Here is a 13,379-nt window from a genome sequence, read left to right on the forward strand (position 1 = left end):
CCCGTTCTGCGGCGCACGAAAGGCCGCAGCATCGACGAGATGGCGGAACTGCTGGCCGAAGAAGGCTATCTGCCGACCGACAACGGCAAGGCCGACGTGCGCGATTTGGAAGAGCGTTTTTCAGACGGCCTCTCGGGGCGCGATTGGTACAGCCGCCACTATGTGCCGCGCGAAGAGAGAAAGGCGGGCGAAGAGGTCGTCAATCCCTTTGCGCTGACGGCCGTGCGGCTGGACGAAGACAGCCTGGCCGTCTTCTGTGCAGCAGCAATCTGCCGTCTTCCAAGAGGCCGTCTGAAACCGACCGCAGCCTGCCTCCCCTTTCAGACGGCCTTTCGGCTACAATTCCGCCCCCTTTACTCTCTATTAAGCAAACCCGCCATGAAAAACATTGTTATCCTGATTTCCGGACGCGGCAGCAATATGCAGGCCGTTGTCGAAGCCGCCATTCCCGACGTCCGCATCCGTGCCGTGCTCAGCAACAACGAACACGCTGCCGGACTGGTTTGGGCGGCAGAGCGCGGCATCGCCACCGCCGCCCTCAGTCACAAAAACTACCCTGACCGCGCCGCCTTCGATACCGCCATGGCAGCCGAAATCGACCGCTACGAGCCCGATCTCGTCGTCCTTGCCGGCTTTATGCGCATCCTGACGCCGGAATTCTGCCGCCGTTACGAAGGCCGTCTGATCAACATCCATCCTTCCCTACTGCCCGCATTCCCCGGCCTGCACACCCACCGGCGCGCCCTCGATGCCGGCTGCCGCCTTGCCGGCTGCACCATCCACTTCGTCACCCCCGAACTCGACTGCGGCCCGGTTATAACACAGGGCGCCGTACCCGTTTTCGACGGCGATACTGCCGACACTCTTGCAGAGCGCGTCCTCGCCGTAGAACACAAACTGCTGCCGCAGGCCGTCGCCGACTTTGCCGCAGGCCGTCTGAAAATATCCGGAAACCGCGTCAGCAACACCCGCTCTGCCGATTCGGATACATTTTTGTCCAACTGACTGCTTTCCGGCAGACGCGGAAAAAGGCCGTCTGAAACCGGTTTCGGCTTTCAGGCGGCCTTTGGTTTGTCCGCAGTTACTTTCCTGACATTAGCCACAAAACCGCACATCACCGCCGTTACAGACAAAACAAAACCGCTGTCGCGACAGGACGGCGGTTTTGTGCATAACAAGCTGTACGGCAGAAATCAGCCCTGTGCTTTGCGGGCAGGCAGTTTTTCTTTGATGCGGGCGGCTTTGCCGGTCAGACCGCGCAGGTAGTACAGCTTGGCGCGGCGCACGTCGCCACGGCGTTTGACTTCGATTTTTTCGACGTTGGGGGAGTAAAGCTGGAAAGTACGCTCGACGCCTTCGCCGCTGGAGATTTTGCGGACGATGAAGTTGCTGTTCAAACCGCGGTTGCGGCGGGAAATAACAACGCCTTCGTAAGCCTGCAGACGGCTGCGGTTACCTTCGACCACACGCACGGATACGACAACGGTGTCGCCCGGTGCAAATTCGGGGATGGTTTTGTTCAGGCGGGCGATTTCTTCCTGCTCGAGTTGTTGGATTAGATTCATTGTTTTTCCTAAATTATGATTGGATTTCCCGTTGCTCCTGCTCGATTTTCTGCAAGAGGCGGGCTTCCTGTGGGATCAAACTGCGCCGTGCCAGCAAATCCGGCCGGCGCACCAAGGTGCGTCGCAGCGATTGTTCCAACCGCCACTCGGCTATCAGGCCGTGGTTGCCCGAACGTAAGACTTCGGGAACAACCATGCCCTGAAATTCTGTGGGTCTGGTGTAGTGCGGACAATCCAAGAGGCCGTCTGAAAACGAGTCCTGCTCGGCAGAGCGCGCGTCGCCCAATACGCCGGGCACCAGTCTCAATACCGCATCCATCAGCATCATAGCGGGCAATTCGCCTCCGGAGACGACGAAGTCGCCGATACCGATTTCTTCATCAACGCCGCTTTGCAGCAACCGCTCGTCTATGCCTTCGTAGCGGCCGCACAGCAGTATAAGATCGGAAAGCTGCGCCAGTTCTGCTGCTTTTGCATGGGTCAGCGCTGCTCCCTGCGGGCTGAGGTATATCACCCTGCCCCTGCCGCTTTGCGTCTGCGCCCGTGCGGCTTCGATGGCGGCATAAAGCGGCGGTGCCATCATAATCATGCCCGGTCCGCCGCCAAACGGTCTGTCGTCGATATAGCCAAGTTTGTTGTCGGCAAAACGGCGCGGGTTGACCGCTTCAAACTGCCAAAGCCCCTGTTGCAGCGCCCTTCCGGTCACGCCGTAGCCGGTAATGCTGTCGAACATTTCCGGAAACAGGGTAATCGCTTGGATTTTCATCAGTAATCCGCAGCCCAATCGGCGGTGATGGTACGGTTTTCGCGGCTGACGTCATCGATAAAGTGATCAACGAAAGGAATCAGCTGCCGCCCTTTGTCGCCGTCGACGATGAGAATATCGTGCGCACCCGTTTGCATCAGCCCGGACACTGTACCGAGAGATTCGCCGCTGCGGCTGATAACCGCCATACCGACCAAATCCGCCCAATAATATTCTCCTTCTTCGGTTTGGGCGAAGTCGGCGCGGCTGATTTCGATGGTGTAGCCGCGCAGGGCGTGCGCGGCATCACGGTCGTTTGTGCCGGAAAATTTGACTTGCAGTTCGCTGCCGTTCAGTTTCCCGGCCTCAACTTCGACCTGAACGGCATGTGTGTCTTTACGCAGACGCCACTGCGGGTAATCCAGCAGGCTGTCGGCGTATTCGGTGTCAGCCGAGACTTTTACCCAGCCTTTCACGCCGAACGCGCCTTTGATGTAGCCCATGGCCACCCATTGCGTTTCGTCTGCCATAAATTAAGCGGCTGCCTGTTGCTCTTTAACCAGTTTGGCAACGGAATCGCTCATTTGCGCGCCCTGGCCGACCCAGTGGTTCAGGCGTTCGCTGTTCAGGCGGACGCGTTCCTGTTTTTCGTTGGCAACGGGGTTGTAGAAGCCGACGCGTTCGATGAAGCGGCCGTCGCGGCGGTTACGGCTGTCGGTCACGACAACGCTGTAAAAGGGACGTTTTTTCGAGCCGCCGCGGGCCAAACGGATAACTACCATGTTTATTTTCCTCAAATGAAAGTTCGGAGATACACAAAGGCGCGGATTTTAAGCTGCTTTGGCGGCTTCGCGCAAGCGTTTATTGCCGCAGCAGGCGGTTTTTCGGGCGTTTTTCTTTTTGCAGCGGCAGCTTCGCGGAAAAAAGGCCGCCGTCCTCCGCCGAAGGCGCGGTTTTGAAACCCAGTTTTGCGGCTAGGGCGAGCATGGCGGCGTTTCCGGCGAGGATTTCGGCGCAGACGGAACGGTAGCCCTGCCGCCCGGCGCTGCGCACCAGCAGCCGCATCAGATACTGCGCCAGTCCCTGCCCTTTCATGTCGGCGGCCACGGCGATGCCGAACTCACAGGCGTCGGGGAAACGCAGGCAGGCGTATTGCGCCCAGCCGGCCATCTCGCCGTTTCCGTACCACGCGGCAACGGCTGCCTCGCGGGCATAGTCCAAACGGCTGAAACGGGCAAGGCGCTCGCCCGGCAGTTCTTTGACGGCGCTCATAAAACGCGTGCGGCGGTCGTTTTCGTCCATATTGCGGACAAACTGCTGCAAGGCTTCGGCGTCTTCGGGCAAAAGCGGGCGGACGAAAAGTATCCGTCCGTCGGCGGCGGTGAAGAAGCGGCCGTCTGAAAGCGGCGCGGCGGCAAAAAACGGGGGGCTTTGTCCGTCGGCTTCCCGGGCGACAGACAGGCTTTCCGTCTGCATCCGTGCAGCGGCGGTATCGACGCGGATACGCAGCGATTGCAGCTGCGGCAGGCCGTAAGCGGCGGCATTGAGGGAAAACAGCAGCTGTTCCAGCGCGCCGGTCAGCCTGCTGCCGCCGAAAAAGCGGTTTAGGCGGCGGGCGTGGCCGGTGTCGAAGGGCGGCAGAAGCATCACCGTCTGTCCGCGGTATTGCGCTTCAAGCGCCGCGCCGTAGTGCGGCAGGATGCGGTAGGACAAAAGGCCGTCTGAAAACAGGTTTTCCGCTTCCGTCGGCGGCAGGTGCAGGGCGGCGGCAAGCTCGGTTGGATGCTCGGACAACAGCGCGGCCTGACGCAAATCGGGCGGCGACGGCGTCTGCTGCGGCGGTTTGGCGGCGGTTTGCCGCTCTTTGCGGATGCGCTGCCACGCGCTTTGCGCCGCCAGCGTGCGTACTGCCTGCTCGGATGTATCGAAAGTCAGAAGGCCGTCTGAAAACCCTGCCGCCGCGCTGCCTGCGGCCAGATAAAGCGGCGTTTCGCTCTGTTTTTGCAATTGGGCAAGCTGCGGCACGGCATCGGGGCGTTCGGCGGCCGACACCAGCAGGGCGCGGCAGTCTTGCCCGTTCAGCGCGGCGGCGGCCAAATCGCGGATTTCCAGAGGATTGGCGTGGCGGCCGTAGGCAGGCAGGACTTGCGGCTGCACACCGGCGGCGCGCGCCATATCGGCCAGCCAGCCCGTTTCGCCACCGCCGAGGATGTGGACGCCCGCCGCGTGGCGCAGGCGCGGCAGGCAGGCGGCGTGCACGGCGGCGCGCAACTCGTCGGGCGTGCGCGTCGGCAATGCGCCGCAGCGTCCGCACAATGCGTGCAGCAGCGCGGTTTCCTGTTCGGACAGGCTTTGCGCGGCGTGGAGAATGATCTGTTTGTCCTGCGCCGCGAGCCGCAGCGTGCTGTAAAAAGCGGCATCCTGTCCGGGCAGGTATTGGACAACCAGCACATGGCTGCCCGCGTCTTCGCGGAAACGGTTCAGCCACGGGTCGGGCGGCGCGGCGGGCGTCAAGCCGGCGGCAAAGGAAAAGCCGACATTCAAACCGTCCAGCCGGTGGAACACGTCACGGCAGAAGCCGTCCTGCCGCCCGATCAACGCCACGCGCCCCGCTGCGGGAAACAGGCCGCCGCCGTTGGCATACAGACCGTTTTGCGGCAGGTTGAAACCGTCTTCGCCGCAGAGCAGAAGCTGCGTCGGCGCATCTTCGCCGCCTGCCGCTTTCAGCAGCGCGGCGTATTCGCCCGCGCCGCCGTCTTCACCGTCGGCCGTCAGCACCAGCACGCAGGGCACGCCCGCCGCCGCACAGGCCGCCACCGCGCCCGCCCTGCCCTGCGCGTTGACGGCAACCACGGCTGCGTCGGGCGTTTCGCCGATCTGCGCCACCGCCGCATAAGCCGCCAGCCCTGCCACGGTTTTGCGTCGCAGGTTGACGGGTGTGAGCCGACCGTAGAACGGCCGGTGCAGCAGGGCGGCAAACACGCGCCCGCCGAGGGTTTCCATGCGCTGGCTGGCGCCGATAACGGCGATGTGGCGGGCATCGAAAAGCGGGGTCAGGGGAAGGGGCAGCATGGTTTTCTCCTGTGCGGCGGTTTCAGACGGCCTCTTTATAAAGGACGGGAGGCGCCCCGCCTTCGCGGGGATGGCGTTTCTGGAAAGACGGACTTTGCGGCGGAGACCGTCTGAAAAAGCGGTTGGTCTGTTTCCAGATAGCTTTTTATTTTGAATGATTGGCATGGTTTGCAGCAAACCAAAACCACGTGCGTTGCTGCGCAACACGCCCTACGGGGAGGAACGGTTTCCGCTTCGTGCCGCGTGTTTGCTGCGGCACGCACTCTACTGACGGAGGCCGTCTGAAAATCAAGGCGGCTCGTTTTCAGACGGCCTGATTGATGGCGGTGGGACGGTTTTTGGTTCTCCAAACCGCGTGCGTTGCTGCGCAACATACCCTGCAACAGGCCGTCTGAAAGGTTTTTCTGAGAAGGATTTTACAGATAAGGCTCGAGGGTGCGGCGGAGGATTTCCGTGTCTTCGACGGCGGTGATTTCGGCTTGGCCGAGGCGTTCGAGGCCGACGAAGCGCATGACGCCGCCGCTGACTTTTTTGTCGTGGCGCATGTGTGCCAGCCATTGTTCAAAGGGGAATTTCGGCGGGGCGTCGGGCAGGCGGGCGCGGCGGATGAGGGCGGCGGCGCGTTCGGTGTCGGCGGCGTTCAGACGGCCTGTCTGCTCGGACAGGCGGCAGGCGAGCACCATACCGGCGGCGACGGCTTCGCCGTGCAGCCAGTTGCCGTAGCCCATTTCGGCTTCGATAGCGTGGCCGAAGGTGTGGCCGAGGTTGAGGTAGGCGCGGATGCCGCGTTCGGTTTCGTCGGCGGCGACGATGTCGGCTTTCATTTTGCAGCAGTGGTAGACGGTGTGCGCGAGGGCTGCGGGCTGCTGCGCCATCACGGCGTCGATGTTGTTTTCCAGCCAGTCGAGAAAATCCGCGTCGCCCAACAGGGCGTATTTGATGACTTCGGCCATGCCTGCGGAAAATTCGCGCGGCGGCAGGGTGGCGAGGGCGGTGAGGTCGGCGAAGACGGCCTGCGGCTGGTAAAACGCGCCGATCATGTTTTTGCCCAGCGGGTGGTTGACGGCGGTTTTGCCGCCGACGGAGGAGTCGACCTGGCTTAAGAGGGTGGTGGGGATTTGGACGAAGGGGGCGCCGCGCTGGTAGGTGGCGGCGGCAAAGCCTGCGGTGTCGCCGATAACGCCGCCGCCGAGGGCGATAAGGGTGGTGCCGCGTTCGGCGTGGCGGCGCAGGAGTTCGTCGTAGATCAGGTTGAGGGAGTCGAAGGTTTTGTAGGCTTCGCCGTCGGGCAGGATGACGGGGAAGTGTTCGACGCCGAGGCTGTCTAAGGCCGTCTGAACGTGTTTGAGGTAGAGGGGGGCGACGGTAGTGTTGGTGATGACGGCGGCTTTTTTGCCGACGTAGGGGGCAAGGTGCGGCGCGAGGCCGGACAGCAGGTTTTCGCCGATAAAGATGGGGTAGCTGTGCGACGGGGCGGCGACGGTGAGGGTGCGCATGGTTTAGTCCTGTTGGAGAAGTTGCAGGATGCGGGCGACGGTTTTGCGGCCGTCGTGTTGGTCGGCTTCGACGACAAGGTGGGCGGCAGCGCGGTAGACGGCGTCGCGCGCGTCGTAGAGGGCGCGCAGTTTGGTCAGCGGGTCGGCCACTTGCAGCAGCGGGCGGTTTTTGTCGCAGCGGGTGCGCTCGAGCAGGATTTCGGGCACGGCGTGCAGGTAGATAACGGTGCCGCGTTCGTGCAGGCGGCGGCGGTTTTCTTCGCGCATGGCCGCGCCGCCGCCGGTGGCAAGGACGATGCCGTCAAGGGCGGTGAGCTCGTCGATAACGGCCGCTTCGCGGATGCGGAAGCCTTCTTCGCCCTCCATCTCGAAGATGGTGGGAACGGACACGCCGGTGCGCCCGCAGACGGTTTGGTCGCTGTCGTAAAACGGACGGTCGAGCCGTTTGGCAAGCTGTCTGCCGAGGGTGGTTTTGCCCGCGCCCGGCAGGCCGATTAGGAAGAGGTTGTTTTTGGCTGGGTTCATGGCAACGTATTTTAACCGAAAAATACGGAAATCTGCGCTGTGTGAAAAAGGCTTTCAGACGGCCGTCTGAAAGCCTTTTTCTGGTTATTTTTTGTCGGCGCTTTGCTTTGCCGCTTTTTTTTCTGCTTTGGCGGCTTTGCGTTTGGCGCGGGATTCGGCCAGTTTTTCGCGGTAAAAGCGAATGCGGGTGCGTTTTTTCCACCAAAACCAGCCGATAACGGCCGCGCCGATGCCGATGGCGGCGAACAGGCCGTGTTGGAGTTGGTGGACGGTTTTCATCAGCCAGTCGCGGTTGGTGGCGCCGTAGTCGCCGAGATAGACCCAGATGGGCACGGAAATCAGGGCGGCGAGGCCGTCCATCACGATAAAGCGCAGCACGGACACTTTGCCGCTGATGCCTGCAGTCATGTAGATGGGGGTGCGCAGGCCGGGCAGGAAACGGGCGACGAAGAGCACCCAGTTGCCGTATTTTTCAAATTTTTCTTCCACCTGCGCGTAGCGCTTGGGCGTCATGACGCGGGCGATGGGTTTGAATTTGAGGATGTTGTCGCCCCAGATGCGTCCGGCGGCAAACACCAGCCCGTCGCCCGCCAAGACGCCCGCCATGCCCACGACGACCATGATGTGCACGTCGGTGTAGCCGAGGCCGGAGATGATGCCGCCGGTGACGAGGGTGATGTCTTCGGGAATGGGCACGCCGAAGCCGCAGGCGATAAGCACGGAAAACACGGCTGCGTATCCGTATTGGAGGAAGAAACTTTCTAAAAAGGCAGCCATAAATCCTGTTTCCTGTCGGGCGTTGTCGAAAAACCGAAACCTGATGCCGCGCGGCATCAGGCCGTCTGAAAGAAGCGGCGGATTATACCGTATCACAAGCCATGCGGCGCGCCGTTTTTACACCGTTTAGCCCTGCGGGCGCGGCGGCAAATCCGCAGGGCTGATCGGTTCAGACGGCCTTATCCGGCCGCTTGGCGGATGGCGTCGGCGATTTTCTCCGCGCCCTGTTTGGCGGCGTCGGCGCGGCGTGCTTCGACCATCACGCGCACTACCGGCTCTGTGCCCGATGCGCGCAGCACCACGCGGCCTTCGCCCGCAAGGCTCTGTTCCACTTCGGCCAGCACGGCGGCCGACGCGCTCTGCCAGTCGCGCCCTTTTTCAATGCGCACGTTAATCATGGTTTGCGGGAAGGCTTTCCAGTCCACCGCTGTTTCCAAGTCCTGCCCCAGAATTTGCAGGGCGGCGAACACTTGCAGGGCGGAGATGATGCCGTCGCCCGTGTTGTGTTTGTCCATGCACAGCACATGGCCGGAGGCCTCGCCGCCCACCAGCCAGCCGCGCTCCTGCAACTGTTCGAGCACGTAGCGGTCGCCGACTTTGGCGCGTGCGAAGGGGATGTTTTTCTCCTGCAAGGCCAGCTCCATCGCCATATTGGTCATGACCGTGCCGACCACGCCGCCCAACGGCAGCCCTTCCTGCGCGCGGGCTTTGGCGATAACGTAGATGAGTTTGTCGCCGTCGTAGACGCGGCCGTTTTTGTCGGCCATCAGCAGGCGGTCGCCGTCGCCGTCGAGGGCGATGCCGTAGTCGGCTTCGTTCTGCAAAACGGCGGCCTGCAGGTTTTTCGCATAGGTTGCGCCGCAGCGCTCGTTGATGTTGTAGCCGTTGGGTTCGTCGGCGATGCTCACCACTTCCGCGCCCAGCTCGTGGAACACTTTCGGTGCGACGCCGTAGCCCGCGCCGTTGGCACTGTCTACCACCAGTTTCAGGCCGCGCAGGTCGAAATGGTTGGGGAAGGTGGATTTGCAGAACTCGATGTAGCGGTCGTCGGCGCCGTTGATGCGGCGGGCGCGGCCGAGGCGGTCGGAATGCTCGGTTTGCGCCGTTTTGTCCAATTCGGCCTCGATTTCCAGCTCGATTTTGTCGGACAGCTTCACGCCGCCTTCGGCAAAAAACTTGATGCCGTTGTCGGCATAGCCGTTGTGCGAGGCGGAAATCATCACGCCCGCCGCCAGCCGCAGCGCGCGCGTCAGATAGGCGATGCCGGGCGTGGGCAGCGGGCCGGTCTGGATTACGTTCACGCCCGCCGAGGTGAAGCCCGCCACCAGCGCCGCTTCCAGCATATAGCCGGAAATGCGCGTGTCCTTGCCGATAATCACCGTCGGCCTGCCCTTGCCGTCGTGTTTTACCAGCACGCGCCCGGCGGCATAGCCCAGTTTCAACACGAAATCGGGGGTAATCGGAAATTTGCCCACCTCGCCGCGCACGCCGTCGGTGCCGAAATATTTTTTAGCCATGATTCTGCTCCTTTTATAGAATGAAAATATAGAATGAAAACGGAAAAATAATTTTGAAAAACAGCAGTTAAGCGCGTAATAAACCGCCATATTGAGCCATGCGCCACGCTTTCTCGGTCTTTGTGCATCGGAGGCCGTCTGAAAGGCTTTTCAGACGGCCTCATATCCCGTCAAGCCAAATCCCCACCCAGCGCCGCCCACACTTTTAGCGCGTCGGCGGTTTCCTTCACATCGTGCACGCGCAGGATGTTTGCGCCGCGCGACACCGCCGCCAGCGCCGCCGCCACGCTGCCCGCCGCCCGTTCAGACGGCTTCTCTTCGCCTGTCAGCGCCCCGATCATCCGTTTGCGCGACACACCAATCAAAAGCGGCAGGCCGCATTCCCGCGCCAGCACCCGCAGGCCGCGCATCAGCGCGGTATTGTGTTCCAGCGTTTTGCCGAAACCGAAACCCGGATCGAGCACCAGCCGCCGCCGCGCAATGCCCGCCGCTTCGCAGGCCGCCGCGCGTTCGTTCAGATAGGCCGCCACTTCCGCCACCACATCGCCATAGGCGGGATTGTCCTGCATCGTCTGCGGCAGCCCCTTCATATGCATCAGGCAGACGCCGACCATCGGATGCCGCGCCAAAAGCGCCGCCGCACCCGCATCTTCCAGCGCCTGCACATCATTAATCACGTCCGCCCAGCCCGCATCCAGCAGCCGCCGCATAATCTCCGTGCGCCGCGTATCGACACTAATCGGCACATTCCATTTCGCCAGCTCGGGCAGTACCGTCGACAGCCGCCGCCACTCCTCTTCCGCCGGCACGAAATCCGCGCCCGGCCGCGTCGATTCGCCGCCCACGTCCAAAATGTCCGCACCGCCGCGCAGCAGCTTCTCCGCATGCGCAAGCGTGTCGGCCGCAGCCGCCGCATAAGTGCCGCCGTCGGAAAACGAATCGGGCGTCACATTCACAATGCCCATGATTTTCGGCGCGGCCAAATCCAATTCAAACCGCCCCGCCTGCCAAATCCGTTCCATACCCTGCCCCGCCCTTGTGAAAAAGGCGCGATTATACAGCAGGGCGGGCAAGACCACGGCAGACTAATCCGCTACAATGCCGCCTTTTTCCGACACGTTTTCAGACGGCCTTTTCGCCCGCAAAAGGCCGTCTGAAAGCCATGTTCCAACCCGGTTAAAAACCGCGCCAAATACCATGAACAAAACCCTCCACGCCGCCGCCCTGCGCCGCATCGAAGACAAAATCGGCCACCGCTTCGCCGATCCCGCCCTGCTCTTGCGCGCCCTCACCCACCGCAGCCACTCGTCCGCCCACAACGAGCGCTTCGAATTTGTCGGCGATTCCATCCTCAACTATGCCGTCGCCAAAATGCTGTTCGACGCCTATCCCGACCTGCCCGAAGGCCGCCTCTCCCGCCTCAGAGCCAACCTCGTCAACCAAGAAACTCTGGCCGAAACCGCCGCCGCCATCGGCCTGGGCGACGGCTTGCTTCTGGGCGCGGGCGAACTCAAAAGCGGCGGTTTCAGACGGCCTTCCATCCTCGCCGACGCCCTCGAAGCCCTGTTTGCCGCCGTCAGCTTCGATGCCGATTTTGCCGCCGCCGAAGCCGTCGTCCGCCGCCTGTTTGCCGAGCGCGTCCGATCCGCCGACTGCGGCGAAACCGAAGCCAAAGACGCCAAAACCCGCCTGCAGGAAGCCTTGCAGGCACAGCGCTTCGCCCTTCCAAAATACCGCATCGAACATCAGGAAGGCGAAGGCAGCGACGCCCGTTTCACCGTTTCCTGCGACTTGGGCGAACTCGGCTTCATCTCCACCGCCGAAGCATCCAGCCGCCGAGCCGCCGAACAGCAGGCCGCCGCCGAAGCCTTCGCCTGGCTCGCCGAACGCCATCCGGTTTCCGCCCCCGCGAAAAAACGCAAAAGCCGCCACGGCAAAAAGGCCGTCTGAAAGCAAAGTTCCAGCGGAGCGAACAATGAACAGCTTCTCCCCCGATTTGCACGACCGCAAAATCCTCGGCGCCCGCCACCACCCGCAGCAGGAAACGCTGGACATCTTCCTCGACGGCGGCACGCTGCGCCTCAGCTCCGTCGCCGCCTTCCTGCTGCAAACGCTGACCGAACAAAACATCATCCTCGACGTCTACACCTGTCCCGCCCGCCAAGCTCCGCAAAGCTGGCTGGACGAATACCCGTGGTTGGAAGACTTCACAGACGACGCCTACCGCTTCGTCTTGATCACCCCCTCCGCCGGCTGCATCGGCATCATCGTCCAGCGTACAAACGGCACCATCGAATATTCGGCGGAGTAAAACCGATTTCAGACGGCCTTTGCCCGTAAGGCCGTCTGAAAAACAAAAAGGCCGTCTGAAAAGCATTTTGCTGCTTTTCAGACGGCCTGATTGTTTGCCGACTGCCTGCGTTACGACGGCACAAAAGCGCCGATAAGAGGTTTCAGACGGTCTGTCTGCTGCGCGTTCAGGCGGATTTGAATCAGGGAAATGCCGCTGCATTGTCGGACTTCGGGCGTCGGCCACAGGGTCAGCAGGCCGCCGCAGGTAAATTCGAGGGTTTTCATGATGCGTTCAAGCCGTTCGGGGGTGGGTCAAAAATACTGTTGCGTGCGGCAACGCCTGCCTTAGGGCGTGTTGACAATCAACATTTTGGCAGCTTTTCCGTCCTAAAACGGCATCTGCCGCGTTGAAAATACTCGCCTATGTCGCATTTTCGCCTTGCATCTGCCGTTTTATGCCAAAAAATCCGCTTCAAAAGTTGAATGTCAACACGCCCTAGCACGGCTGCGTTCAGCCGCGTTTCATTATGCGTGCGGTTTCGTGCCAGAAGCCGTCGGGACGGCGTTCGAGGGCGGCGAAGAGGCCGTGCGGTTCTTGGCGGATTTGCCGCCAGTCTTGCGTTTCATCTTCGCGCACCCGTGCGGGGGCGAGGTAGGACAGGCGCGGCAGGCGGGTGTAGCGCAGGCCGTCTGAAAACCCGTTTTCAGACGGCCATTGGTCGAAATAAAGGCCGTGCCAGCCCAGCGGGTTGAGCGGGCTCTGCCAAACGGCGGCGGCGGGGGCGAACAGGGTGCCGCGCAGGATGCTGACGCTGCGCGGCTCGCGGGAAACGCCCGCTGCGGCCAAAGCTGCCCGCCCTGCTCCGCTCTGTGCGGCGGCAAGCTGTTTTTGCAGCTTGGCGGCTTTGGCGGTAAGGCGGTCTTGCGGGTTGAGGCCGACAAAGCCGTCGGGGCTGCCGTCGGCCGCGCCGTAGTATTTGCAGGCCAATTCGATGTGATAGGGCGTGCCGCTGAGTTCGGCGATGAAATCGAGTTCGCCCGCCGTGTTCAGGCCGTCTGAAAGGCGGAGGTTGCGGGCGAGCAGGCGGCTGTGCGGGGCGGTGTCCAGCCAGAAGGCAAGCAGGCTTTCGGCGTAGCGGCCGAGGCGGCCGTGGTGCGGGGCGTCGGCGGCGAGGCGGGCGGCAAGCGGTGCGGGATCGTCGTCCAAAGCGAGAAGGTAGCGGAAGCCGCCTTCGCCCAGCAGGGTGCGCACGGGCAGTTCGCAGCCGCTGTGCCAGGGGGCGGGGGCGGTGAGAATAGCGGCAAGGGCGCGGACGTGCGGGTCGGCGAGCCGCCACCAGAGGGCGTCGAGGGCGTAGTTCATGGTTCGGCAAAGGAGCGGGCGGAATGT

Annotated in this window: 15 protein-coding genes; 3 read left to right on the forward strand and 12 right to left on the reverse strand. The window is 62.2% G+C overall.

Features of this window, described 5'->3' with window-relative positions:
- Nucleotides 1-378 precede the first annotated feature (378 nt).
- Complete coding sequence (purN, locus tag ACG2K1_RS06265) at nt 379-1,005, forward strand: phosphoribosylglycinamide formyltransferase (RefSeq protein WP_395429551.1); 627 nt, start codon at nt 379-381, stop codon at nt 1,003-1,005.
- 188 nt (nt 1,006-1,193) lie between these two features.
- Here purN and rplS read toward each other — a convergent pair whose 3' ends face one another.
- From rplS to folP, 10 genes are all read right to left on the reverse strand, one after another.
- On the reverse strand, nt 1,194-1,565 hold the full coding sequence (rplS, locus tag ACG2K1_RS06270) for a 50S ribosomal protein L19 (RefSeq protein ID WP_009425574.1): 372 nt from the start codon (nt 1,563-1,565) through the stop codon (nt 1,194-1,196).
- 13 nt (nt 1,566-1,578) lie between these two features.
- Nucleotides 1,579-2,331: a tRNA (guanosine(37)-N1)-methyltransferase TrmD gene (gene trmD, locus ACG2K1_RS06275; protein ID WP_009425575.1), complete on the reverse strand. Its 753-nt coding sequence runs from the start codon at nt 2,329-2,331 to the stop codon at nt 1,579-1,581.
- Nucleotides 2,331-2,840, reverse strand: a complete 510-nt coding sequence (gene rimM, locus ACG2K1_RS06280; protein WP_395429549.1) for a ribosome maturation factor RimM — start codon at nt 2,838-2,840, stop codon at nt 2,331-2,333. Before rimM ends, trmD begins: the two co-directional genes overlap by 1 nt.
- A gap of 3 nt (nt 2,841-2,843) precedes the next feature.
- Nucleotides 2,844-3,092: a 30S ribosomal protein S16 gene (gene rpsP / locus ACG2K1_RS06285; protein WP_009425577.1), complete on the reverse strand. Its 249-nt coding sequence runs from the start codon at nt 3,090-3,092 to the stop codon at nt 2,844-2,846.
- A gap of 79 nt (nt 3,093-3,171) precedes the next feature.
- The gene (locus ACG2K1_RS06290; protein WP_395429548.1) at nt 3,172-5,382 is read right to left on the reverse strand and encodes a GNAT family N-acetyltransferase; all 2,211 of its coding nucleotides are present in this window, start codon (nt 5,380-5,382) and stop codon (nt 3,172-3,174) included.
- A 416-nt stretch (nt 5,383-5,798) separates the two neighbouring features.
- On the reverse strand, nt 5,799-6,878 hold the full coding sequence (aroB, locus tag ACG2K1_RS06295; RefSeq protein WP_395429547.1) for a 3-dehydroquinate synthase: 1,080 nt from the start codon (nt 6,876-6,878) through the stop codon (nt 5,799-5,801).
- A 3-nt stretch (nt 6,879-6,881) separates the two neighbouring features.
- A complete protein-coding gene (locus tag ACG2K1_RS06300; protein ID WP_009425581.1) occupies nt 6,882-7,403 on the reverse strand; it encodes a shikimate kinase in 522 nt (173 codons plus the stop codon).
- A gap of 84 nt (nt 7,404-7,487) precedes the next feature.
- Nucleotides 7,488-8,180 (reverse strand): DedA family protein, encoded by a 693-nt coding sequence (locus ACG2K1_RS06305; RefSeq protein WP_395429545.1) that lies wholly within the window; start codon nt 8,178-8,180, stop codon nt 7,488-7,490.
- A 179-nt stretch (nt 8,181-8,359) separates the two neighbouring features.
- Entirely contained in the window at nt 8,360-9,697 is a 1,338-nt protein-coding gene (glmM, locus tag ACG2K1_RS06310) for a phosphoglucosamine mutase (protein WP_395429544.1), read from the reverse strand.
- Between the two features lie 170 nt (nt 9,698-9,867).
- Nucleotides 9,868-10,719, reverse strand: coding sequence for a dihydropteroate synthase (gene folP, locus ACG2K1_RS06315; RefSeq protein ID WP_395429543.1), 852 nt, complete (start codon nt 10,717-10,719; stop codon nt 9,868-9,870).
- Nucleotides 10,720-10,894: 175 nt separating this feature from the next.
- Here folP and rnc point away from each other — a divergent pair, with 175 nt between their 5' ends.
- Together rnc and ACG2K1_RS06325 are read left to right on the forward strand one after the other, a co-directional pair.
- Nucleotides 10,895-11,647 (forward strand): ribonuclease III, encoded by a 753-nt coding sequence (gene rnc / locus ACG2K1_RS06320; protein ID WP_036495710.1) that lies wholly within the window; start codon nt 10,895-10,897, stop codon nt 11,645-11,647.
- A gap of 25 nt (nt 11,648-11,672) precedes the next feature.
- Nucleotides 11,673-12,008 carry a hypothetical protein gene (locus ACG2K1_RS06325; protein ID WP_395429542.1) on the forward strand — a complete coding sequence of 112 codons (336 nt, stop codon included), beginning with the start codon at nt 11,673-11,675 and terminating at the stop codon, nt 12,006-12,008.
- 110 nt (nt 12,009-12,118) lie between these two features.
- On the opposite strand, the gene ACG2K1_RS06330 is transcribed toward ACG2K1_RS06325, so the two are convergent.
- Nucleotides 12,119-12,274 (reverse strand): hypothetical protein, encoded by a 156-nt coding sequence (locus tag ACG2K1_RS06330; RefSeq protein WP_009425587.1) that lies wholly within the window; start codon nt 12,272-12,274, stop codon nt 12,119-12,121.
- Nucleotides 12,275-12,500: 226 nt separating this feature from the next.
- Complete coding sequence (locus ACG2K1_RS06335) at nt 12,501-13,352, reverse strand: DUF1853 family protein (protein ID WP_009425588.1); 852 nt, start codon at nt 13,350-13,352, stop codon at nt 12,501-12,503.
- Nucleotides 13,353-13,379 lie beyond the last annotated feature (27 nt).

The sequence above is a fragment of the Neisseria sp. 23W00296 genome, from assembly GCF_044772855.1.
Taxonomy (GTDB): domain Bacteria; phylum Pseudomonadota; class Gammaproteobacteria; order Burkholderiales; family Neisseriaceae; genus Neisseria.